Origin of the sequence: Rossellomorea sp. FM04394 (assembly GCF_041889765.1) — a bacterium.
Lineage (GTDB): Bacteria > Bacillota > Bacilli > Bacillales > Bacillaceae_B > Rossellomorea > Rossellomorea aquimaris_B.
In genome coordinates, this window is record NZ_CP168654.1 from 706,585 (window position 1) to 730,201 (window position 23,617).

General features: G+C 44.2%; 24 protein-coding genes and 1 pseudogene. 16 read left to right on the forward strand and 9 right to left on the reverse strand.

Translation table 11 applies throughout. From position 1 onward, the window contains the following. Positions 1 to 133: 133 nt before the first annotated feature. Positions 134 to 661, forward strand: a complete 528-nt coding sequence (locus tag ACCB35_RS03640; RefSeq protein ID WP_374055778.1) for a DinB family protein — start codon at positions 134 to 136, stop codon at positions 659 to 661. Between the two features lie 34 nt (positions 662 to 695). Further along, complete coding sequence (locus ACCB35_RS03645) at positions 696 to 1,130, forward strand: RidA family protein (protein ID WP_374055779.1); 435 nt, start codon at positions 696 to 698, stop codon at positions 1,128 to 1,130. A gap of 140 nt (positions 1,131 to 1,270) precedes the next feature. On the opposite strand, the gene ACCB35_RS03650 is transcribed toward ACCB35_RS03645, so the two are convergent. Together ACCB35_RS03650 and ACCB35_RS03655 are read right to left on the reverse strand one after the other, a co-directional pair. Then, the gene (locus tag ACCB35_RS03650) at positions 1,271 to 2,569 is read right to left on the reverse strand and encodes an MFS transporter (RefSeq protein ID WP_374055780.1); all 1,299 of its coding nucleotides are present in this window, start codon (positions 2,567 to 2,569) and stop codon (positions 1,271 to 1,273) included. A gap of 243 nt (positions 2,570 to 2,812) precedes the next feature. Next, on the reverse strand, positions 2,813 to 3,226 hold the full coding sequence (locus ACCB35_RS03655; RefSeq protein ID WP_044338660.1) for an Lrp/AsnC family transcriptional regulator: 414 nt from the start codon (positions 3,224 to 3,226) through the stop codon (positions 2,813 to 2,815). 118 nt (positions 3,227 to 3,344) lie between these two features. On the opposite strand from ACCB35_RS03655, the gene ACCB35_RS03660 reads away from it, so the two are divergent. Beyond that, a complete protein-coding gene (locus ACCB35_RS03660) occupies positions 3,345 to 4,103 on the forward strand; it encodes an MBL fold metallo-hydrolase (RefSeq protein ID WP_374056942.1) in 759 nt (252 codons plus the stop codon). An 86-nt stretch (positions 4,104 to 4,189) separates the two neighbouring features. Here ACCB35_RS03660 and ACCB35_RS03665 read toward each other — a convergent pair whose 3' ends face one another. Together ACCB35_RS03665 and ACCB35_RS03670 are read right to left on the reverse strand one after the other, a co-directional pair. Continuing rightward, positions 4,190 to 4,861: an HAD family hydrolase gene (locus tag ACCB35_RS03665; RefSeq protein ID WP_374055781.1), complete on the reverse strand. Its 672-nt coding sequence runs from the start codon at positions 4,859 to 4,861 to the stop codon at positions 4,190 to 4,192. Between the two features lie 391 nt (positions 4,862 to 5,252). Continuing rightward, positions 5,253 to 6,086: a YitT family protein gene (locus ACCB35_RS03670; RefSeq protein WP_374055782.1), complete on the reverse strand. Its 834-nt coding sequence runs from the start codon at positions 6,084 to 6,086 to the stop codon at positions 5,253 to 5,255. Between the two features lie 143 nt (positions 6,087 to 6,229). Between ACCB35_RS03670 and ACCB35_RS03675 the strand changes: the two genes are divergently transcribed. Continuing rightward, positions 6,230 to 6,841 carry an FMN-binding negative transcriptional regulator gene (locus tag ACCB35_RS03675; protein WP_374055783.1) on the forward strand — a complete coding sequence of 204 codons (612 nt, stop codon included), beginning with the start codon at positions 6,230 to 6,232 and terminating at the stop codon, positions 6,839 to 6,841. A 136-nt stretch (positions 6,842 to 6,977) separates the two neighbouring features. On the opposite strand, the gene ACCB35_RS03680 is transcribed toward ACCB35_RS03675, so the two are convergent. Further along, a complete protein-coding gene (locus ACCB35_RS03680) occupies positions 6,978 to 7,475 on the reverse strand; it encodes a DinB family protein (RefSeq protein ID WP_374055784.1) in 498 nt (165 codons plus the stop codon). Positions 7,476 to 7,713: 238 nt separating this feature from the next. Between ACCB35_RS03680 and ACCB35_RS03685 the strand changes: the two genes are divergently transcribed. Beyond that, a complete protein-coding gene (locus ACCB35_RS03685) occupies positions 7,714 to 8,508 on the forward strand; it encodes a nucleotidyltransferase domain-containing protein (protein ID WP_374055785.1) in 795 nt (264 codons plus the stop codon). A 152-nt stretch (positions 8,509 to 8,660) separates the two neighbouring features. Here the strand turns inward: ACCB35_RS03685 and ACCB35_RS03690 are convergent, their stop codons facing one another. Then, a complete protein-coding gene (locus ACCB35_RS03690; RefSeq protein WP_374055786.1) occupies positions 8,661 to 9,434 on the reverse strand; it encodes a DeoR/GlpR family DNA-binding transcription regulator in 774 nt (257 codons plus the stop codon). A 208-nt stretch (positions 9,435 to 9,642) separates the two neighbouring features. Between ACCB35_RS03690 and ACCB35_RS03695 the strand changes: the two are divergent. The 11 genes and pseudogenes from ACCB35_RS03695 to ACCB35_RS03745 form a co-directional block, all read left to right on the forward strand. Continuing rightward, positions 9,643 to 10,065: pseudogene (locus ACCB35_RS03695) on the forward strand (ABC transporter ATP-binding protein); the annotation flags it as partial. Continuing rightward, entirely contained in the window at positions 10,061 to 11,227 is a 1,167-nt protein-coding gene (locus ACCB35_RS03700) for an ABC transporter permease subunit (protein ID WP_374055787.1), read from the forward strand. The pseudogene ACCB35_RS03695 and the gene ACCB35_RS03700, both read left to right, overlap by 5 nt. A gap of 69 nt (positions 11,228 to 11,296) precedes the next feature. Further along, complete coding sequence (locus ACCB35_RS03705; protein WP_374055788.1) at positions 11,297 to 12,289, forward strand: extracellular solute-binding protein; 993 nt, start codon at positions 11,297 to 11,299, stop codon at positions 12,287 to 12,289. Between the two features lie 13 nt (positions 12,290 to 12,302). After that, positions 12,303 to 13,397, forward strand: coding sequence for a 2-aminoethylphosphonate--pyruvate transaminase (gene phnW / locus ACCB35_RS03710; protein ID WP_374055789.1), 1,095 nt, complete (start codon positions 12,303 to 12,305; stop codon positions 13,395 to 13,397). Further along, complete coding sequence (phnX, locus tag ACCB35_RS03715; protein WP_374055790.1) at positions 13,394 to 14,212, forward strand: phosphonoacetaldehyde hydrolase; 819 nt, start codon at positions 13,394 to 13,396, stop codon at positions 14,210 to 14,212. Before phnW ends, phnX begins: the two co-directional genes overlap by 4 nt. Next, entirely contained in the window at positions 14,199 to 15,554 is a 1,356-nt protein-coding gene (locus tag ACCB35_RS03720; protein ID WP_374055791.1) for an aspartate aminotransferase family protein, read from the forward strand. Before phnX ends, ACCB35_RS03720 begins: the two co-directional genes overlap by 14 nt. Positions 15,555 to 15,857: 303 nt before the next feature. Further along, complete coding sequence (locus ACCB35_RS03725; RefSeq protein WP_044338667.1) at positions 15,858 to 16,286, forward strand: DUF5082 family protein; 429 nt, start codon at positions 15,858 to 15,860, stop codon at positions 16,284 to 16,286. Next, positions 16,287 to 16,586 carry a DUF5344 family protein gene (locus tag ACCB35_RS03730; protein WP_374055792.1) on the forward strand — a complete coding sequence of 100 codons (300 nt, stop codon included), beginning with the start codon at positions 16,287 to 16,289 and terminating at the stop codon, positions 16,584 to 16,586. 20 nt (positions 16,587 to 16,606) lie between these two features. Next, positions 16,607 to 18,436 (forward strand): T7SS effector LXG polymorphic toxin, encoded by a 1,830-nt coding sequence (locus ACCB35_RS03735; protein ID WP_374055793.1) that lies wholly within the window; start codon positions 16,607 to 16,609, stop codon positions 18,434 to 18,436. A gap of 13 nt (positions 18,437 to 18,449) precedes the next feature. Further along, positions 18,450 to 19,058, forward strand: coding sequence for a hypothetical protein (locus tag ACCB35_RS03740; RefSeq protein ID WP_299741986.1), 609 nt, complete (start codon positions 18,450 to 18,452; stop codon positions 19,056 to 19,058). Between the two features lie 281 nt (positions 19,059 to 19,339). Beyond that, positions 19,340 to 19,978, forward strand: a complete 639-nt coding sequence (locus ACCB35_RS03745) for a hypothetical protein (RefSeq protein ID WP_374055794.1) — start codon at positions 19,340 to 19,342, stop codon at positions 19,976 to 19,978. A 150-nt stretch (positions 19,979 to 20,128) separates the two neighbouring features. Here ACCB35_RS03745 and ACCB35_RS03750 read toward each other — a convergent pair whose 3' ends face one another. The 3 genes from ACCB35_RS03750 to ACCB35_RS03760 form a co-directional block, all read right to left on the reverse strand. Then, positions 20,129 to 20,749, reverse strand: coding sequence for a DUF3885 domain-containing protein (locus ACCB35_RS03750; protein WP_374056943.1), 621 nt, complete (start codon positions 20,747 to 20,749; stop codon positions 20,129 to 20,131). 174 nt (positions 20,750 to 20,923) lie between these two features. After that, positions 20,924 to 21,547, reverse strand: a complete 624-nt coding sequence (locus ACCB35_RS03755; protein ID WP_374055795.1) for a class D sortase — start codon at positions 21,545 to 21,547, stop codon at positions 20,924 to 20,926. After that, the gene (locus ACCB35_RS03760; RefSeq protein ID WP_374055796.1) at positions 21,544 to 22,734 is read right to left on the reverse strand and encodes a processed acidic surface protein; all 1,191 of its coding nucleotides are present in this window, start codon (positions 22,732 to 22,734) and stop codon (positions 21,544 to 21,546) included. The genes ACCB35_RS03755 and ACCB35_RS03760 overlap by 4 nt, the downstream gene beginning before the upstream one ends. Between the last annotated feature and the right edge of the window lie 883 nt (positions 22,735 to 23,617).

Genomic DNA, 23,617 nt, shown 5'->3' on the forward strand with positions numbered 1-23,617 from the left:
ATTCATTCCCCTACGTCGAACTTAACTTAAGAGATCAATAGGATTGATTCCTTAACGTGGGCAATTCGTAGAAATGGAAGGTGAAACAGCCTGTCGTCTCATTTTCAAAGAAATCCATTGAGGAGGGAAGCGCATGAACTTTGAATTAAATGAAGCAATCGAGGTCTTGGAGAGAACCCCGAAGACCCTTGAATGTTTCCTTTCCGGTTTGTCAAAAGGATGGTTGGAGTGTGATGAAGGGGAGGGGACCTGGAATGCCACTGGAGTTGTGGAGCATTTAATCGAAGGGGAGAAACACAATTGGATACCGAGATTGAAGATGATCTTTCAAGAGGGGGAAGGGTCGGTGTTTCCTGTTTTTGATCGTTTCTCCCATTTAGAAGAGGGTACTTCTAAAAGTCTTGAAGAGAAGATCAAGGAATTTGCTTCTCTCAGGGCTACGAATGTGGAAGAGTTAAAAGAGTTAGTGGCCCATCACCGATACTCCCTTGATGCAACGGGTATGCACCCTGCTTTCGGCAAGGTCAGTGCCCGGGAACTCATCTCCACTTGGGTGGTGCATGATTTGACCCATTTATCTCAAATTGTAAGGGTGTTTTCCAATCGTTATATGGAGGATGTGGGTCCCTGGAAAGAATACTTAGGGGTATTGAATTCTTAAATATGAGAATTCGTCAAAACATGGAGGGAATAGCATGAACAAAAAAATATCATTGATTCGGTCATCCCATTTAGCTGAAGTTGATTATGCATACGCTGCAAGAGTGCCTGCGGACATGGATCTCCTGTTTTTAGCCGGAGCTTGTCCTCTTAACAAGGAAGGGGAAGTTCCTCACGCCAATGATTACGATCTTCAAGCCAAACTGTGTGTCGAGAATATGAGGCTAGTACTGAAAGAGAGTGGGTCATCCTTGGAGGACGTCGTCTATACCCGGGTCCTTGTGGCTTCTCAAAATCAGTCCGATTTAGTGACGGCTTGGGATGCGATAAGAGAAGAGTTTGGGGATCATGACGTCCCAAGTACGTTATCAGGAGTGACTGTACTGGGATACACAAATCAATTGGTGGAAATCGAAGCCATTGCAGCAGTTGAAAAACGAGCAAATGGTGAAGAGCGGGAAGGCGATTGAAATGCTGTATCAGGAGGCAGATCCAGCCAGGGACAGAGCCCCGTTACACGAAAATGGCAGTGTAACGGGGGCTGTCCCTTTTTGGGATTATACAAGGGTGGTTGTCATTCACAGGTACGTTCGTTATGAAACGCCTTATTTCAGCCAGTTTTTTTGGAAGATACAAGGAACCAAATCATGGCTGGAATAAGGACAAGTGAAACCACTCCTCCCCCTATCGAAAGGGCCGGGTAACTGGAGAAAGCCACGATGACTCCTGACAGCACTCCGCCGGCAGCTCCGGATAAGGCGACGAAGACGTCGACCGTTCCCTGGGTTTTGGCCCGGGTGAAAGGGTCTGTCGAGTCGACAAGAATGGCTGTGCCGCTGATCAATCCAAAGTTCCAGCCAAGTCCGAGAAGGGCGAGTGCAAGTGCAAGGAACAGGATGGAATCAGTCGGTGCCATCGCTGCAAGGATGCCGGCAGCAAGAAGCGTCAGGGCAGATGCAACAACCATGGGCATGCGTCCTACCTTATCAACAAGGACCCCGGTCACAAGTGAGGGAAGGTACATCGCACCGATGTGAATGCCGATGATCAGCCCGATGGCCGTCAACCCATGTCCGTGATGCCCCATGTGGACAGGAGTCATGGTCATAACGGCGACCATGACGATTTGAGTCAAGATCATCACTGTCGCACCCAGGTAAATACCTCGTTTGTTCCTTTCGGAAGAAGTAATCACTTCAGTGGCGATGCCGTCATCCTTTGTTTTCTGTGGTGTCGAAAGACCTCTCGCCACGAAATAGGGGTCCGGGCGCATCAAGATAAAGATGACGATCCCGGCCAGGGTGTAGGCAGCAGATGCCAGAATGAACGGTCCGCCTAGTGGTGGAATGCTGATTGATTCGGCAAAACGGCCCATTACATCAACCAGATTAGGACCGGCGACTGCACCGAATGTAGTCGAGACCATGGCGAAACTGACCGCAGTGGCCCGTTGTGAAGGCTTCGCCAAGTCTGTCCCTGCATAGCGCGTCTGCAAGTTAGTCGCAGTACCCGCACCATAGATCAGGAGAGATAAGAACAAAAGGGCAATAGAATCGGATACAGCGGCAGCTACAGCACCCATTGCACCGATGCCTCCGATCAAGAAACCGACAGAAAGACCGATCCGTCTTCCATAGCGCTGGGACAGCCGCCCAACAAAGAGGGCAGCACCGGCTGAACCCAGTGTGAAGAGGGCAACCGGCACGCCTGAGAAGCTGTCCGTCCCCAGCATGTCCTGAGCGAGAAGCGCCCCTACCGTAATACCGGCAGCGAGCCCTGCGCCCCCAAAGATTTGAGCGATCATGATAATGATCAATGTTCGTTTATATAGAACCTGTTGGTGTTCGGAAGAGTCCTTACACCTTGTAATGGCTTCTTCATCAGGTGAAAAGCTAGCATTCGTCTTCATCCGTTATCCATCCTATTCAGGGAGTTTAGTAAAAGTCGTTCTAATGAATACTTGGTTCGTCTATCCATCTCTTATTCTTCTAAAATGATATCCTCTATTATATACCTAATTGGGTATATAGGGAAGAGAGCGTAATCCGGCTTTGAACCGTGGTGAAGGGTCAGCGGTCCTAAACTTGGATAAGGTCCGTCCCTCACCGCGGTAAAGTTTTACTGCAGTGAGGGACGGACCTTTGGCGGGAAGCTAACGTTTGTTGATGACAATGGATAGTTTGTAGTTTACATATTGCGTCAGTTGGGTGATGAAGTCATCCAGTTCATCGTGTGAGGGGAATTTGCATTCTAGGAGGTAGCAGCCTTCCCCGCTGATTTTATAGTTATGGATGACATATTCGGGAAACTCCTCAAGACAAGTGAGGTAAGGCTCATGATGAAGGCTTTTCGTATAAATATTGATATAGGCATGAACCGGGAATCCAGTCTTTCGGTCATTCACTTTGATGGTGTACCCTTCGATGATTCCTTCTTCTTCCAGTTTCAATACTCTGGTTGATGCTGCCTGTCCTGTCAAATGAACTTTGGCTCCCAGCTCTTTCATGGTGATCCGTCCGTTTTTGGACAGTTCTTCCAGAATCCTTTTATCCGTGGCATCCAACATCCCGACCCATCCTTTCACTTTTCAAGTGGAATCCGATAAACACTTGATTTCTTCTATGTATCGATCTTCCTCCCTATTTTATACTATAGGTGAAGTCATTAGAAGGAGGAAAACGATGATGAATATACGACTGATACGAAATGCGACCCTGGTGGTAGAGTTCGCCGGAAAGAGATTTCTGATCGATCCTTTCTTCGCTGATAAAGAATCCATGCCCGCATTTCCGAATACACCAAATCAAGACCGTGCCAATCCGCTTGTAGGTCTTCCTATTGCAGTTGGAGAAGTGATGGATGTTGACGCGGTCATTGTGACGCACTTACATCCCGATCATTTCGATGAAGCGGCCATACATGCTCTGCCTAAGGAATTAAAGGTGTTTGCACAGAACGAGAAGGATGCAGGAACCATCCGTGAGAAAGGCTTTCTGGATGTGGAAGCGTTGGGAGAGCCGACCATGTTTACGGAGATCGAACTTGTTAAAACAAGTGGCCAACATGGCAGGGGCGAAATCACTCAACTGACAGGAGAAGTGTCAGGGGTTGTTATGAAGCACTCTGATGAACAAAGCTTATACATCGCAGGTGATACGGTCTGGTGTGCTGACGTAGAAGCAGCGATCGCTACCCATCGACCCGAAGTGATAGTTGTCAATGCAGGGGCAGCCCAATTTCTGGAGGGGGGACCGATCACGATGACAAATGAAGATATCCTTCGTACACATCAGGCCGCTCCCGAAGCCAAAGTCATTGCGGTGCATATGGAGTCCTTGAATCATTGTTTGTTGACAAGAGATGAACTCTCGGAATTCCTTGAAGAAAATAATCTAAGTGGAATTATTTTAGTACCGGAAGACGGGGAATCGTTGGAGTTTTAATCGAAATGGTGAGAAATAGGGGGATTGGTGAAGGAGTCAAAGGTTCCCTGGCCCTTGGAGCCATGGAACCTGTCCCTCTGGTCCCTTTAAGAAGCAAAGATTGCCCATTTGTTTTGTTCGGCAACCTTGATCATGTCTTCCTTTGGGTTGACCACAATCGGATGGGTGGCATAGTTCAATAAGGGGATATCGCTTTCGCTATCCGCATATGCCCAGATTTCTGATGCATGATGATCCTCTAAGTGTTGATTGGAATCGATCCATTCAAGCAACTTCTCCACTTTTGTGCTGCCGTTGATAATCTTGCCCAGCTCTCCTGTACAGATTCCGTCTTCATCCCATACTAGTTCGGTACTTAAAATATGGACGTCGAGCTGTAACTCTTCAGTGAATATTTTTAGAAAAGGCTGAAGGGCTCCCGACAACAAAACGACGGTATCGCCATTTCCTTGGTGCTCGCGAATTTTTTCCACAAGGTCTTCATGAACATCTTTCTTTCCGCACTCTACAAGCTCCTGGAAAAATCCTTTCAATTCTTCATCTGTCCTGCCTTTGAATACTCTGGCAAAAGCCTTGAAAAAGTCATGGCGAAACCGATTTTTGCCCTTGACCGCACCAACGGCAGCGGCCTTTACCAACCCATTTCCAACAACGGCCCACTGCCTGATGGTGAATCTTCTTTTTCCGATTTCCATCATGATCGTAAAGGAATTTCCTTGATAAAGAGTCCCATCGAAATCAACGGTGACGATTGCCAAATGAACCACCTCTTTTTTTCGTAAGTATAGGATAGATCCAAGTAAATGTAACTATTAACCAGTTGCTTTAGGGATATTCTCGCATATAAAAAGTCTACTTATCTCTTATTCTAGGTTCTTTGCCCGAACACCTCCTAAATAGCATTTATCCTATGGGGAGAAAAAGCATAGAATCCATCACTCTTTAATTGTTATTAGAGATTGATTGAAGGGACACGTCAGAAGCGAGTGAGGCCGGTTGGAGGATACGGGAAGGGAATGGATGGAAAGCAAATGGTGTCATGCTAACACCTTTATAAGCTTGGTTGAAGTAGTTTTTATAAATAAAGGGACAAGGCGAAGACCTTGTCCCTTTTGCTATGGATTGCTTTGGTGTCACAACATAAGGATTTTATGTCTTCGGAAACGTAAAGCCTTCCCCGAACACATCCCTTACATCATGAACCACAACAAAGGCTTTCTCATCAATCTGCTGGATCGTCTTCTTTAAGAGGAAGAGTTCCTGTTTATTGATCACGACATACAGGATATCCTTCGATTCCTTTGAATAATGTCCTGTTGCATTGATGATGGTCACCCCGCGGTCCATTTCTTCGCTCACTTTCTCAGCAATGGAGACGGTGTGCTCTGAAATGATGGTGACGGCCTTTCTTGTATCGAATCCATCAATCAGGTAATCGAGGATCTTCGTGCTGATGTAGATGGATATCCCCGTGTACATCGTATTCTCGATTCCGATGACAAACGACGAACCGAGGACGACAAGGATATCGAACACAAACATCGTGGTGCTGACCCCCCAGCCGAAATGCTGGTTGAGCATGCGGGCAATGATGGTGGATCCCCCTGTCGTACCCCCTGACCGCAGCACAAGTCCGAGTCCGATCCCGATGAATGCACCGGCAAAGACCGTCCCAAGCATGATGTCAACGGGATTGCCCATGCCTTCTGTCAAATGAATGAAGAGGGAGGTAAAGAAGATCGCAAGCATGGTGTACCATGTCACGCGTTTATTTAATACTTTATAACCGATCGCTAAGAGGACCCCGTTCATGACGAAGTTGGTGATACCCGGTGACCATCCCAACACATAATAGAGAGTCATGGATATACCGGTCACGCCGCCTTCCCCAAGTTCATTCGGGATGGCGAACCAGTTCACCCCTAGGGCAAAGAACAGGGAACCAATAATGATCAGTGTGATTTCTTTGGTTGTTGCATTCATATCATCACTCCGTTCCAATTTCATACTAGGATACTATATCACAAGGGGAAATCTTATGGAAAAAAATCTTGAAACTAAGTAAGATTTATAGTGAATAGCAGAAACATCAACACTCTCATTAACGGTTGGAAAGGTGGATCATAATGTATATTCCTAAAGACTTTAAAATCACGGATAAGTCGGTGGCGTTGGGGGTCATAAAAGAACACAGCTTTGCCACTCTATTTTCTTCACACGATGGAATGCCGGTCGCCACACATTTACCGCTCCTTTTAGACGAAAAGAATACGTATTTATACGGCCACTTTGCCCGTCCCAATCCTCAGTGGAAAGAGATCGGAAATCAAATCGTCCTGGCTGTTTTCCACGGTCCTCATTGTTATATCTCCCCGTCCTGGTATGAGACGGATCAAGCAGTGCCGACATGGAATTACGTATCCGTTCATGTGTATGGGGAAGTCGAGCTTCTGGAGGGGGAAAAAGAGTTGATGGAATCCTTTCACGAAATGGTCATGAACTATGAAGCTCCTGACAGTCCATACAGATTACAGAATGCAGGTGAAAAGTATCTCGCTGGCCTGAGCAAGGGAGTTCAAGGTTTCAAAATGAAAATCAATAAAATAGAAGGAAAAGCGAAGCTAAGTCAAAACCATTCATCGGAGCGGCAAGAGCTGGTGATCAATCAACTGGAACAGATTCCATATACAGATGAGCAACAGATTGCTTCGTTGATGAGGGCGAATCTGAAAAAGTGATGATGGAGAACCAGGGGGACCACGGGGACAGGTACCGTGGCACCTTTTTGATCCGGTGTGCCAAGGGACCTGTCCCCATGGCTCCCCTGGCTCCCGAGAAAAAAACAACCGGCCCCGGCCGGTTGTTCATCACTTCTTAACTCTTCTGCGCATTCATCGCTTCCATTTCTTCCTTACTAGGTCCGTAGACGCCAGGAACCTTCAAGTCAGCTTGTCTCATGAGGACCGTCAATTGACCGCGGTGGTGGGCCTGGTGCTGAATGAGCAGGCGGAACACGGCTTGAATCGGCATCTCCATGCCGAAAAGATTCACCATTTCGTTCATCTTCTCATCGGAAACCTGTTCAGAAACGGCTTCTATCAGACGATCGCTGACCAACTTATACGTTTCACTGATTTCCGAGGCAGTTGCCGGTGCACTTTTCCGAAGATCCGGCACGTCGAATGTAATCCCGACTTGAGCAGGGAAGTAGTATGTAGCTCCCGTGATATGCCAGGCGACGCTTCCAATGCTGTATAAGTCAGGTGCCACTTCCTGCTTCAGTGATTCGTCCGTCAGTGCATCCATCACTTTTTGAGTGACTGCGGCTTCTTGTTTCCATTCTTGTAAGAAATCATTGACTGATGTGAACATGATTATTCCCTCCTTAAAATAAACAAACACTTTCTGCTTTATTGTATCATGGGGAGTTTGCTCAAGGCTTCTTTGAAAGACTGAATCATTGGGGGAAAATAGAGCCCACAGGGAGCCCTATCCCACCCGCTTACTTGAATTGGAAAGTTTCTGTTTTAAATTGAATCTGAATGTATGTGTAGTATGTAAAAATTGGTATAATGGCGTAATATACTTTTTTAACGAAGGGGAAATGGATATGCGTCAGGAAATGGCCGTGGAAAAAGTGCTGGAGAGTTTAAAAAAGGATCCCAGTGTCCGGAGTGTCTTCCTAAAGGGGTCGATGGGACGGAAGGAACACGATGAACACTCGGATATCGATCTGTATTGTTTGGTGGAGGAAGGGGAAGAGAAGGAATTCCTGACTCGGCGCCTTGATCACTTGATGTCGTACAAGGATCTCCTTTTCCATGATGATATCTTCATCATTGCGCCGCAAATCATCGCCATCTATGAAGACTGGCTGCACATCGATCTTTTCACGGTGACGGAAAAAACGTTACAAGAAAAAGATTTCTTTACTGTGTTATATGATCCTGACCATCTCATGGGAAAATATGAATCTACTCAAAACCTCCTCCTCTCAGAAGAGCAGTTCAGGGATCACGTCCTTGACGCAGCCTGGTTCCTGTTTCAACATCAGAAAGCAGCGGAGAGAGGGAATCATACGTGGGCAGTGGAAATGCTCCGGCATTGTATGAGGAGCGTGACAATCATCCTGCTGGCAAGATATGCGAAGGAGCGGGCGGTTCTTGGATTGAAGACGATTCATAGGAATTTGCCACAGGAGTTACAGGATAGAGTAGTGGGGATTTATGAAGAGATGACGCCTTCCCGGCATGAGAAGGCTGCGAGGGAGATTGCGAGTCTTTTAAAGAGCGAGTTTGAGTGGATTCGGGAAGAGCTTGGGGAGGATGAAGGTCGGGTTGGTTCGTTCATGGGGCTGATGATTGGGAAGGTAAATGGCGGAGGTGCTCCTTCTGTTGAGTATTGATGATAGTTGGTCATTTCGAGGATCTTTATCTAAAAACCAGGCTATGTAAAAGGGACAATTGTTCAACGGGGGAATGGGACAAGGGACCTGTCCCTCCGTCCCAAAAAAGCCGCGACAGCACGGGTGTCGCGGCTTTCTTGTTGTATGCCCGATTACTCTGAAACGAGCAGCTTCGTCTTGCAGGTGCTAAATTCCTCAATCCAATGGCTACTAACGTGCTGATCTGTCACGATATAATCAATCTTCTCAAGTGGGGCGATCCGGACGGTGACTTCTTTGCCGAATTTTGTGTGGTCTGCTGCCACATAGACTTCTTTCGAGAGCTCGATGATTTTCTTCCTGGTGACGGCTTCTTCAAGGTTGTAATCGGATATGCCCCTCTCGGTTGTAATTCCGCTCGCGCAAATAAAGGCTTTGACAATGTTCAGCTCGTCGAAATTGAAAATGTAGTCGTAGGCGACGACGGAGCTTTCGTGTCTTCTGATTTTGCCGCCGATGATGATGAGCTCGACTTCACTGTTGATGAGCTCCGTGATGACAGGCAGTGAATTGGTCACGACGGTCAGGTTTTTTCTGTTTTTGATGGCTTTGGCCAATTGGTAGGTCGTGGAGCCGCTGTCGATGTAAATGCAATCTCCCTCTTGAATCTGTTCATTGCATAGTCGTGCGATGTTTTCCTTTTCCTCGAGGCGGCTCACCATGCGATCAGCCATCGCGGATTCCCCGAAGTCATCTTCAACTAATTTGATTCCTCCATAAATCTTCTCGATCTCTCTGTTTTCAGAAAGAATATTCAAGTCTCTCCTAAGTGTATCAATGGATATGCCTAACTCTTCCGTAAGTTCTGCATGTTTTAATACCTTCTTTTCTTTTAATAAGTCCATGATTCTTTCACGTCTTTCCAGTGGAAACATACCCTCACCCATTCTTTATTGTTACTTGTAGTGTAAGGGTACGGATGGAAACTTTCAATGATGATCTTGTAAAAGTTTGAAAACATCTTTGTTAATATATGCAAAAGTTAATTAAAAGTTATGTAAGATGTGTGCAACTTTTACATAACGTTTACACAAAACGTGACGTCTGTTTACAGAAAGTTTTTATACTGAGGGTGTGATTGAGGAGGTGACGCGTTTGCTTACATTAAATGGAGTTCGCAAACAATTCGATAAAAAGGTCGTGTTAGAGGATATCACGATTGATATTAACCAAGGGGAAATCGTTTCGCTTCTGGGTCCGAGCGGGAGTGGGAAAACGACGCTGCTCAACATCATCCTCGGACTCACAAACATGGATGGTGGACGAATCCTTTTCAACGGACAGGACGTGTCAAACGTCTCGATGAAAAAGCGGGGATTCAACATCGTTTTTCAGGATTATGCGTTATTTCCAAATTTGAACGCGTATCAAAATATCGTATATGGACTCAAAAACCAGAAAGTGAAACTCCGAGATGCAGAACTGCAGGAATACATAAACTTCCTGGAGCTGAAACCTCATCTGGAAAAACGGATCGGGGAACTGTCAGGGGGCCAGAAACAGAGAGTCGCCCTTGCCGGCGTTTCTCGTCATTCATAATTCGTTTCAATACATTGACAAGAAATTTATCATCGTCTCGAAGCTGATGGGGGACAGCACCGTCAGAAGCTTTATGAATACCATCATCCGCCCGTTGTGGGGGACGCTCGGAGGGGCCTTTGTCCTTTCGTTCATTCTTAGCTTTACAGACTTCGGGATTCCTGCTTCCATCGGCGGAACATATACGGTGGTTGCGACGCTCTTGTATCAGGTGATGCTCGGTTCGATCCCGGATTTCAATCAGGGGGCTGTCATCGCCGTACTGATGCTTCTGCCGGCTGTACTTGGGATTTTGCTCCTTCGTTATTTGGAAAAATTGAATTTTCACTATGACAAGGTGACGGACACGGAGCTGATGGGGAACCGATGGAGGGACACGGTCCTTGGGTCACTTGCCTTTCTTATTTTATCCGCGATGGTCGCGACGTTTGCGATTATGTTCATCGCTCCGTTCCTGAAGCAATATCCGTTCAACAATACCTTTACCTGGGAGCATATCATCGATACGTTCAGCTCCAGTGATTTGACGGGGGTCTATAAGAATTCTCTTTTCGTTTCCGTACTGACGGCGATCTTCGGAACCATTGTCGCCTATGGAGCGGCCCTGATCAATGGACGGACAGCCGTGAAAGGGAAATCCGTTATGGACGGGATTGCGATGGTCACGAATACGGTTCCCGGGATGGTGCTCGGGCTGTCTTATCTGCTTTTATTCAATGGGACGAGCTTCAAAGGTACCTTTGCCATCTTGATCTTCTGTAATTTGATTCACTTTTTCACGACTCCGTATTTAATGGCAAAGCATTCCCTGTCGAAGATGAATCCAGGCTGGGAAACAACAGGGGAGCTCCTCGGGGACAGCTGGTTCAAAACCGTGCGCCGGGTCATCATTCCGAACTCAGCCACGACCATTCTTGAGATGGCGGGCTACTATTTTATCAATTCGATGGTTACGATCAGCGGAATTATTTTTCTGATCACGGCAGAAACGTCGTTGGTTTCGAGTAAAATCCAGCAGCTTCAGCACTTTGCGAAGTTCAACGAAATCTTTGGCCTGTCCCTGCTCATCTTTGGGACGAATTTGATCGTCAAGCTGTTACTGGGCTTTTGGCAAAAACGAGCATCACTTCAGACGTTTTGATAGGTGACGACCCATCATACTGGTCGCAAGCCTTGATCATAAAAAATCAACTCAAAGGGAGAAATGAACATGCTAAGCAAAATGAAAAAAGGGTTTCTACATTTAATGGTGGTATTATGTGTTGCAACACTGGCAGCATGCGGCAGTTCGGCATCAGGGGAAGAGGAAAAAGTCGTGATCTCAACAAATGGGGATGATGAAGCGGTGGAAGCGATGGAAACCGCATTGAAGGGCGCAGGCTATGAAGGGAAATATGTCATTCAATCCCTCGGGACATCTGAATTAGGCGGAAAGCTTTTAGTAGAGGGAGAGAAAACGGATTCTGATTTGATTACGATGAGTTCTTACTATATTGAAAGTGCTCAGAACAAGTATGACATGTTTGCCGATTTAACGTTCGAACCGAAGGCACTGGATCAGAATCCAGCCTACTATACTCCGATTCTATCGAATACAGGTTCCATTTTCGTCAACAGTGAAATCCTGAAGCAAAAAGGTCTAGAGATGCCAACGTCGATCAAGGATTTAGTGAAGCCGGAATACAAAGATCTCGTATCGATTCCAAACATCATGGATTCTTCTACAGGCTGGCTCCTCGTCCAATCCATCATGAGCGAATACGGGGAAGAAGAGGGGAAAGAGATTCTTCAACAATTGATTGCGAATGTCGGGCCTCATCTTGAAAGTTCAGGCTCCGGTCCCATCAAGAAGGTACAGGCAGGCGAGGTCGCTGTCGGATTCGGACTGCGTCATCAGGCAGTGGCAGCAAAGGAAAATGGGGAGCCGATCGACTTTGTCGACCCGACAGAAGGGAACTTCTCGTTAACTGAATCAGTAGCGGTTGTGAAAAAGGATGAAGCGACTACGAAGCTTGCACAGGAAATGGCGAAGGTCATCATTGAAGACGGCCGCGAAGAATTAATCGAATCCTATCCTGTTGCGCTTTATGAAGGGGAAACTGTATCTGAGAGCAATAAACCGGCTCATTCGAAGACATTCTCAGAGCCGTTGACCGTCGATCTATTGAAAGAACATCAGGAATTCTTTAAATCTGCCAAATAAGGAGGGGGAACCTATGAACGCATATAAGCTGTTAACACCGGGTCCCTTAACGACATCGGGCACGGTCAAAGAGAAAATGCTCGTTGACCGATGCACATGGGATCAAGACTATAAGACGATCACTCAAAAAATACGACAGCAGCTGCTTGAACTGGGCGGATGTTCAAATGAAGACTACACGGTTGTCCTCATGCAGGGAAGCGGGACCTTTGCGGTGGAGTCCGTCATGATGACCGCCATCTCTGAAGAGGATAAGCCCCTCTTGATTACCAATGGTGCTTATGGGGAACGGATTGTCAAAATGGCTGAGGCGATTGGCATGACATTCAGCCAGTACAGTGTGGAGTATGATGAGGTCCCGAAGGAAGAAGAGATTAGAAAAATACTAAACTCAGACCGGGACATTACCCATATCGTGATGGTGCATTGTGAAACGACGACCGGGATCCTGAATCCATTAGAGATGATATCTGATGTATCCAAGCAATTTGGGAAAACCCTCATCATTGATGCCATGAGCAGCTTCGGAGGAATCCCGATCAACGTTCCGGAGCTTGAGATTGACTACTTGATCAGCTCGGCGAATAAATGCATCCAGGGCGTTCCCGGCTTCGGCTTCATCATTGCGAGACGCGATAAGCTGATGGCCTGCGAAGGGAACAGCAAAAGTCTGTCACTCGATTTATATGATCAGTGGAAAGGGATGGACGCCGACGGCAAATGGCGATTCACGTCCCCGACCCACGTTGTTGCTGCCTTTTCACAAGCGATCGATGAACTGCTGGAGGAGGGCGGCGTTTCCGCGAGATTCGATCGGTACCAAAAGAATAACCGGATCTTAAGAGAAAAACTAAACGGGATCGGCTTTGAATCCTATATTGCAGACGAGCTTCAGTCGCCGATCATCACATCGTTTGTATACCCCACGCAAGCATTTGATTTCGAAGACTTCTACACGTACGTAAAAGAAAAAGGCTATGTGATCTATCCCGGGAAGCTGACGGAAGTAAATACCTTCCGTATCGGCAACATCGGTGAGATCTATGAAGAGGATATAGAAAATCTATGCGACGTTATCGCAGGATACATGGGAGATGAGACGAAATGAATAGAATAGAAGCGGTTATTTTTGACTGGGCAGGAACGACTGTAGATTATGGATGTTTTGCCCCTGTAAAGGTGTTTATGGATATCTTCAAGCAGGCCGGCATCGAGGTGACCATGGAGGAAGCTAGAGCCCCTATGGGAATGCTGAAGATTGACCATATCCGCACGATGCTGTCCATGCCGAGAATTTCCGGTCTGTGGGAAGAAGAGCACGGCAGACCTTTTGGGGAAGAGGATGTTGAAGCTCTTTATGCAACCTTTGAAACCACGCTGTTAGCCAATCTGGCAGACTATACGGACCCGATTCCCCATGTCATTGACGCAGTGGAGAACCTTCGGGACAGGGGCTTGAAGATTGGCTCAACGACAGGTTATACAAATTCCATGATGGAGATTGTCGTGCCTCATGCAGAGAGAAAGGGCTACCGCCCGGATTTCTATATCACGGCGGATGATACCAACTCGCTTGGACGACCGTTCCCTTATATGATTTTCCGGAATATGGAGGCACTTCAACTGACAACGCCGTCTGAGGTCGTAAAAGTCGGAGACACAGCATCTGATATGAAGGAAGGCGTCAATGCAGGAGTCTGGACCGTCGGCGTGATCGAGGGGAGCTCGGAAATGGGGCTGACCAAGGCGGAGTTTGAAAGTCTTTCCGAGACAGAGAAGGATAAGGTCCGGACAAAAGTGGAACAGGACTTTTATACGAACGGAGCTGACTTTACCATCCGGACGATGAAGGAGCTGCCGGAGCTGATTGAAAGAATCAACGAAAAGATCGAACAAGGAAAGAGGCCGTATGAGCTTAAATGAATTGAAGCGTGAGGGTGACATAAACAAGAGTTCATTGCGTTCACAGTGGAATCAGAAGCTTTCCAGGGAGAGCACGACACTTCTGCAGGCGGATGAGCGCTCATTCTTAAAGCAATCCATGTCGACTCCCTGCCTCGAGGCGGTGGCTGATGCCGAGGGTTGTTATATCAAGGATGTAAACGGGAAGAAGTATCTGGACTTCCATGGAAACAGCCTTCATCAGGTCGGCTATAAAAACCCGTATGTCGTGGAAGCGGTGAAAAAGCAGGTAGAGGAGCTGCCGTTCATTCCGAGGCGATTTACTGCGGACATCACGATCCGAGCTGCTCAGGCTCTCGTGAACAAAACGACGTCAAAGGATTACCGGGTTCTATTTACGCCATCAGGCAGTGCAGCTGTTGGACTCGCTCTTAAAATTGCCCGTAAGGCAACCGGACGGCACAAGGTCATCTCCATGTGGGAATCATTCCACGGGGCAGGGCTTGATACGATATCCGTCGGAGGCGAGTATGTGTTCAAGAAAGACATGGGTCCCCTCATGCCGGGAGTACTGAAAGGAATTCCGTATAATGGATACCGGAATCTCATCAACAGTGAAGATCCTGAAGAGATCGCGTCATTTTGCCTTCAGTATCTGGAATACATGATCGAAAACGAAGGGGACATCGGTGCGATCTTACTCGAGCCAATCCGGGCCACCGATACACATATTCCCCCGCGCAGCTATTTTGAAGGACTGCGGAGAATCTGTGATCAGAATGGCATTCTCTTAATCTTTGATGAAATCCCAACGGCCCTGTACCGGAGCGGTACGTTCTACGTCCATCAGCAGTTTGGCGTCGAACCCGACATCCTTGTATTGGGAAAGGGCCTGGGAGGAGGAATCATCCCTCAGGCCGCGGTCCTTGTCAAGACGGAGTACGATTGTGCCGGGGATATCTCCCTCGGACACTATACACACGAAAAACCGGCACTCGGAAGCGCGGCCATCTTAGCCACGATCGACTATATCGATGATCATAAGCTTGGGGAACGCTGTCAGGTACTTTCTGCGTTTATGGGTGACGAACTGAACAAGCTTGCAGAACGCCATGAATGCATTGGAGACATCCGGATCGCGGGACTTTTGATATCGATTGAACTGGTGAAAGACAAGGGAACAAAAGAAAGACATGATGATTTAGCCGAGCGCGTTTTATACTACTGCCTGGAAAAAGGATTGTCGTTTAAGGTTTCAGGTGGGAATTGTCTGACGTTGCATCCTCCGCTAGTTGTGACGAGGGAGGAGCTGGGGTTTGCGGTTAGTTTGGTTGATGAGGCGTTCACTGCCTTAGGAAAATAGATTGAGGAAGGAAGGGGAACGCATGACGGTTCTCTTGCTTCTTTTTTTAGGGGACCACGGGGACAGGTACCGTGGTTCCTTTTTGAGCCTGTGTGCCAAGGAACCTGGTCATAAAGTCACATTTAGTATGGTGACAGGTTTTGCATATTGTCAATAGTGGTAAAAAAGAACGATGAATATTTTCCTTTTTTTGTAATGGGCTCATTTCGAAATAGAATGAGGAAGAAAAGGGTGGTACGATATCAGTAGCTATTGGGACTTAACAGGTGTTTTAGCGGATCAATATGTAAGGGAGATGCCAATATGGGACTCTACAATGACTTGAATTACATTCAGAGTGTGATCCATTCCCGATCGAGCGATATTCAGGAAAAGATTTCGCGATTGAGGAATGCAAAGAACGCCATTCTGAGTGAACAAAGTCAACTACTAAATGAAATAAAGCAAATCGGGCAGCCGGAATTACATAATAATTGGATGGGTCCGAGGTCGGAAGATTATCATGCGGAACGGGATTCTGCCCTCCAGGCGATGAGGCAAATCGGACATGAAAACTATGACGAATACGTCAGTTCCATAGAATCAAAGATTCATTCCTTGGAAGCACAGCAAGGGGTTATTAGCTTCTATGGCAATTTGGCCAATGATGCAGAATATTTACTTTCCAAAGGTGAAGATTTTTATGAGCAGGTCTCCCATAAACTCAGTGACTTGAAAGGGAGGTTATTTTAGATGAATGTGAGCTCGGGATCTGGCGGCGGATCAGTGCAGCAAATAAAGCTCAACCATAGTGAGGTCATGGCGAGACTGAATGAAGCGCTCAACTCACTGGAACGGCTTCAGCTGAAGGCACCCGCACAGGAGCAGTTGGGACGGAACAAGCTGAATTATACGGATGCATGGATTCAGCGTGAACAGAACATTCAACTGTTATTGAAGGAATATATCGCCACAGTGGAAAAGAATATTGAAGATACAAAAGCAAATGTAAAAGCTTTAAAAGAACAGGATGAAGCCATTACAAGATCCTGATAGAAAGGCAGACGCGACCATTGAAAGTATATGAAGCTCCCACTTTACTCGACGCAATGTCATCCCGTCGACATGAATACGAGACATTAAGAGATCAACTCCTTACACTTAAAAGCTCTTTTCAAGCCATTGTGGAACTTGACGATGAATTCCAAGGAAAGGGTGCCGATGCCATTAAAGGCTTCTACGGCGCTCAAATCAATGTCGTTGAGATTTGGATTCAACTTGCTGAAAGTAACATCGCTTTCTTCAATGGCATTCAGGGTGACGCAGAAGGGCGAAACCTTGGCAGGGAAACGCTGGAACTTCCATTCCTGGAGGAAGATCTTCATCAAAGCGAGCGACGTTCGGGTGAAATGATCGCTGCACAGCAGCAGGAACTCCAAAGAATCCTCAATCGCATAAGCGACATCCATCCACTGAATGTCTTTTCAAGGGATCGATTCGATACCCATATGGAAGAGGCGAGGAGGCAGCGAGAGGATACACTTGACTCCGTCAATCGATTTGATGAAGAATTAAAAAGGGAATATCAACATTTAGAAGTCAGCGAACAAATACTCGCAGGGCTAATGAGGCAGTTAATGGAATCGTCCAGTCAAGGGAGTCACATCTCACCGCTCTATTTCAACGCGACAGCTTATTATTCCAGTGATGCCTATCAGCTGACGGACGACATCACTGCCCAGACCGACTCTTACTTGAAATTCAAAGAAGCACAAGAACAGGCAAGAGAGCCTAAACCGATCCCGGAAGAGGAAGTCAACGAAAACCCCATCACCGAATCCCTCAACAGTTTCAAAGAAATCGGACAGGATCTCTGGGCCGGGATGGAGAAGAGAAATGAAGACAAGTTTGACTCCGTCTATGATTTTGGAAACTATATTACGGCTGGAGGACTGGATGTAGGCAAGGGCTTCGCGAGTGGTCTGAAGGAACGCGCCGAAGTAGCAACCGACTCAGGCTCTGACTTTATCAACTACCTGACGATGGGTGGGATGGATCTTTTTAATGGAGCGGTAAATCCGGATGATTCCTATTCAAAGGAACATTGGTTGAACAGTTTCGGACTGGCAGCACTCCTTGTCGGCGGTGCTAAACCAGGGCTCAACGTGAAAGGCGGCAAGAACATATCAACTGCTGCACCTAAGACCGTTCCGAAAGTTTCATTGAATCATAGATGGGATCAGATCCGTTTGGGGATTGATGATCTTTATAATCGTCCTATGATGGTTGCTGATAATGGGATGTTGGTTGGTGGAGAGCCTGGGTGGAGTAGGTTTTCTGTGGATAGGACGGTTAAGGAGAGAGAGATAGGTACTGGTGATAGGGTTGGTACTAAAGATACGGCTAAAGTTGATAAGGATGCTAGTGAGGTAGGCAAACATGTAGATGATGTGAAAATCCCTGAGAATATGAAGAAATGGGATTATCCACCTAGCAAAGAATTATTTAAGAAATATGAAGATGTATATAAGAATTCAGAGTATTATGACCAAAATACAGGAGAAATTCATTGGCCTCCTAATGATGGATTTGTTATGGGAACTCAAAGAGCAGAAATATTACACTATGGAACGGTTTTGGATAGATACGGAAATCCATCCGGTTCCTTTTTAGCTCCTGAAAGCGATTCATTTCCAAGTAGAGCCTTAGCTCCGCATAGTGAAAAAGCACCTTATTATGTTTATGAGGTTATTGATGATTTTGAAGTAACAATAGGGGAGATTGCTCCTTGGTTCGATCAGCCAGGTGGAGGAACGCAAATCATTAAATATAAATCTAATGGTCGACCTTACTCTATAGAAGAACTAATAGAGCTTGGCTTTATTAAACAAACAAACCCATAAAGGAGTGTAAAATATGGACCTAGATGGTATATATCATTTAATTGAAACAGAATTTAAAGTGGTCAAAAAGGAAAAAGAACTTATTTGCGTCGCACCACTAAATGGAGAAGAATATCCTGAAACTATTGTTAAATTAACTCTAAATGAAGTGAATAATCATTATGAGCTTTTTGAAGTTGTTAGAGGTAAAGAATACAAAGTAGATGTATTTTCAGATAAATTTAAATCTGTAATAGCCTTATATTTTTTTTCGAAAAGCAAGTTAGAAGTAAGGAAACATAATGCTAATGGTCGAAATGAGATTGAAAGTGCAGCATCATTAAATGATATTCAAAAGATCTTAAGAACTTTTTCAGATGAACAATATTATTCGTTTTTTAACCTTAAGCCTAATAAGATCATTTTAGAAAAAAGCACAAAGGATAAGTATAATGTTTTATTTTTGGGTAAAAATGACTCTAAGATTTATATAGCTGAATCTAGAAACTTGAATAGTGCAGCGATTGTTCTATACAATTTTTCTTTTAAATTAAGACATTTTTATGATTCTATTAATAAGACTGAAGTGAAAAATGATCCTGACTTTATAGAAACTCTAAAAGTCTTATATCTTTTAGGATAAAGAATGCAAATATATATTTAGGGGGACGACGGGACTGGAAATCACAGGGCGGTACCTTTAATTACTTAATATAGAACTAAGAAGCACAGGGACTGATCTCGTGCTTCTTTTTAAATTGATAGGAAGCATCAGAACCATCCCATGCCTCTTAAGGCATGGACCTCTTTAACGATGCTCTGAACCCTGACGCTGTCTATTTTCAAAGGGAAATTGGTTAAACCGCTTTGGGCTTAGCAGCACTACTCGGCTATATCCGTGAAATTAGTCAGTGAGGTGAAAAGATGAACATTAGCATTGCAGCAAAAATCATGAATAAGGCAGGAAAGCAGATAACAATAGAACCTGACAAGTTAGTTGAAATAAATCCCCCTTATGAAAACTATCACTATCTAAAAAAAGTAAGGGAAGAGTGGGAATTTGGCTTACTGTTGGTTGAGAGACAAGAAATTCCTAATGAAAAAGTGATAAAACTGTTCAAATCAGAAAAGGAAGCAGCAGTGTACTTTTTAATGAATAGGCTGTCTGCCTTCTATTTTGCTAAAAGAATCCGTCCGTTTATGATGAAACAGGAGGGATTTGACATTGGTGGTCCGGAATTTAATGAAAGAAAATTTCATGAAGCCATATATCTAGTAGGGATTCCCCCAACTCTATTTTCTTTAAATGAAACAATCTCAAAAGCCAATAGAATAATAGTAGAGGTAGAGGGAGAAGATGAAAAATTTATAGTTAAGTATAGGGGGGAAGATGGAAAGACAATCAGCTCTACTTTACCTGTCAGTAAGAAAAGAGCCCTTTTCTTTGCTTTTAAGAAACTATTCCTATTTCATCTGTTTAATAAAGAAATTAAAGATCTACTGTTAGAACATGGAGAGGGAAATGATATTACCGATGAAGACATCAGTGTATTCTTAACTTAAAATTTTATGATTCTATTAAATAATACTGAAGTGAAAATGATCCTGATTTTATGGAAACGCTAAAAGGAAGAACCGTCCCCATGTTTCCTGTTAAACTTTAATGTTGAAATTAGAAGGGGAAGCGCCAGAAATGGTGTTTCCCCTTCAAATTCAATTAAAAACCTTGTCAATTTCAGGTCTATCATAAACCAAAATCCACTCATTAAATAGTTCATACATATCCCTTATTGTTTCAGGTGAAGTTGCCAATAAATCACAACCCCTGTCATCGTAAACGTGAAAGATGGTTTTTTTGTTAATATTTATAAAATAAACCCGATGATAAATACTTGGTTTTAATCCTAGATCCTGATTGCATATTGCTTTTATCAGAGGTTGGAATTTAAAGTCAGTGGTTTTACACTTTAGAGTAAATCTATGTGTTCTATATGTTCCTTCTTCGTCATCTTCCGGGAAAATGTAGGGAATCATTTGATGCTTCAACCTATACAAAAACGATTTCTCAACATAAGGTGAAAAGTTATTTAATTCACGTTTGATCGTTTTACTTTTATCAAAATCATTTACATCTATCACTACAAATATATCATCCGTAGGAGAGTGCAGGGCTTCAAATAAAGTATTCGCTCTTTTATAACATCCCAATACATATGGGTTGTTGGGATAATCGTATTCCCTTTTCCACTCTACCCCAAGTTCAAACCGTATACCAATACTCCAACTGTAAAACAAAGGTGGTCTCAGCTCTAAATTGGGGAATGTTTCTTGCATAAATTCTTTAAAATCCATTCGAACACCTCATAAAATTCAAGTTGCAAATCAGACAGAAATCTAAGGGCTAAACATTGAATTTTGACAATAGGGTTAAACAGGTACGGTTCTCGTCCTTCATTTTTGAATGCTATGGAAGCAGTAGAACCTTCCTTGTGCACATACCCTTGCACATTACTTAGTAGCAATTAAATCTGCCACAAGGATATAACGCTCAGGCGACGCCCCGATAAAGTGAAAAGGATAACATGTGGAAACGGTCAATGTTGCATTGGGTTTCGGTACGATGACGGTTGGATCGTCCTTGTCCACAATACGTACTTTCTTTACTTTATACGTAAATTCCCCCGCAGTTGTTTGTACGATAAGCAGATCGCCTACACCAACTTCACCAAGCTTACGAAAGACTGTATCCCGATGCCCTGACAGAATGGAATTGTCGTTTTCGCCAGGCAGGACACTTCCTGCGAAATGGCCCACTCCTTTTTCCAGTTCATCTTCATCTGTTCCATGATAGATTGGCAGCTTTGCTTCCAACTTTGGAATAATGAGTTCACCTATATTTTCACCTTTTTCGGGACGTTTAGGGTAAAGGGGTTTTTGTTCTTTATGCTGTTCCTTCACATCCGGCTTTGCTTTATAGTCCGCGGCGTCTACTTGACCCGTTTGAGAGAGCCAATACCCTTTCAGATAAGCATAGGCATTCGTCCCTCCAAACCACAGACCGAATACAATCAACAAGGTAGATAGGGAAAGAAGAAGCAAGCGATTGCTTCTTCTCATGTTGTGCTTTCTCATTGGTTGATTCCTTTAACTCCGATGCGGCGGAATAAGAATACACCGGCTATAATGAAGGCAATCCCTGCGAATGCTTTACCGGCATAGTTGGATGCTGTCGTTGGAAGCTCTCCGCCTTTGACGGTTTTCGCCAGAGGTTTTGCTGTCTTGCTTTCTAATGCTTTTGGATTTTCTGTCACGATTTCCTCTGCCTGCATCATGTCTTTCCCCGTTTCCTGGATAAGTCCGGAGTCAAACATGTCAGCGGTCAATAAGATATCGGCGAGAAACGCTCCTTGATGGTTGTATAATTCAATCAACAGATCATACCCGTTTGTGGTGTCCATTGTCATTAAAGAATCAATGGATACGGGTTGTTTATCACCGTCTTTTACAAGGTAATAATCCGTCTTCAATTCCAATAGATCAAGCATGTCATTCAATATATCAAAAAGCTCTGCGGTTTGTTCAGCTGACAGTTCTTCCGCCGTTTCAAAATTCTCAAATGCCATCATTCGTTCACTTAACTCAATCATCTGATCGATTAAAGCAGGATTTTCGAAATCAAGTGTTTCAAGATGAGTAAACAGTTTCTCAAATTCCTCATCCGTCAGTCCAATCTCTGCGAACAGATCAAATAGTTCGTCTGAAGTGTCATCCCCGTTCACATAGAAGTCAACGGCAAACTCAAGATCTTCAATATATTCATAGTTTTTGATCGAATCATCGCTTTCATTTAATAGCTTCTCCAGTGCATCTTTTGAATCAAAACCATAATCAGTCAAAAGCTTCTGAAGATTTTCATTATCAATTGGAGTACCTTCCCAACCGTTTAAGTAGAAGTCGACGTATTCATGAAGATCTTCAGAAAAAATGATCCACGTTCCTTCTAATACATCTTGTCCTTCTTCTATGTCACCAAACTCAACAAGAAGTTCATTTAACTCTTCACGGCTTAGGTCAAATTCTACTAACACAAGCCCAACCGTTTCTTCCGAAAGAGGGGTACCAAGATCATCAATGGACTCAACATCTTCTAAATACCATTCTTTACTTTCCATATAATTGATATAATCTTGCTTATTCCAGCCAATATCCTTTAAAAACGTTTCAAATTCTGGTTCATTCGGCTCAATGGCATAAGTCATGACAGGTAAGATACCAAAGCCAATGACAAGAGCCAAAAACACTGAAACTAACTGCTTCATTCCTTTTCCCCCTAGGTTTCTCTTTATAATTCTAGAATATTATAATTCTTGGGGGTGTATTTAGGTATAGGTATTTTCTTCTAAGACAAAAGGGTGGTACCCCTTGTACATATCCTAGTGTTTTGCTTAAAATAATTTCTCGCGTTTGTTAGAAGCTTTAAACAGAAATTTTAGGTGTAGAACAACGGTAAATAACGAGCCTAGACAGCTTAATAAAAATGTAAACTTTATAAAGGAAGCTGAAAAAATGAATTTGAGCTAGAGTGTGAAATTAAAGCACACAAGTTAGGTTAAGGGTAGGACTATAAGTCAACTTAAAAGTTTTTATCGAGATACCGAGCTAATGATTGGAGGAAAAAAGCTATATCCCAATATACCCATGAGCTATTGTGACTAGTGGATTAAATAGCGAACCTGTAAAACAATTATTAATTTATACGATGAGTATAAGAAGCTTAGATAAATAAGTCTGAAAGAAACAATAAGTAACATAGATGGTATAAGCACGGGGACGGTTCTGGTTCTCGCACTTATTTTTTTACTTTAAGAGGAAGCATCAGAATCGTCCCTATGATTCCTGGAAGACTTAGGGGGATTAAAAATTCATGGTAAGAGTAGAGGGCTCGAAGTAAATATAGAGAAAGGAATAAAATCTTATGAATATTTCTCTACCATTTCTAATAAGTGGAAGGCGAACATTTATTTTTCCAAATTTTGAACTATATTCAATATTACACAATCTATGTATAATTATCTGGACTATCCGGACTAGTACATTTATTGAGAGAGGAAAAAAACTCGGATGGGAAAGAAAGTATTTATTACGAGTGTTTTCTCCTCAAAAATTTCCACTAAATAAACTACATATAAAAATGTAATATAA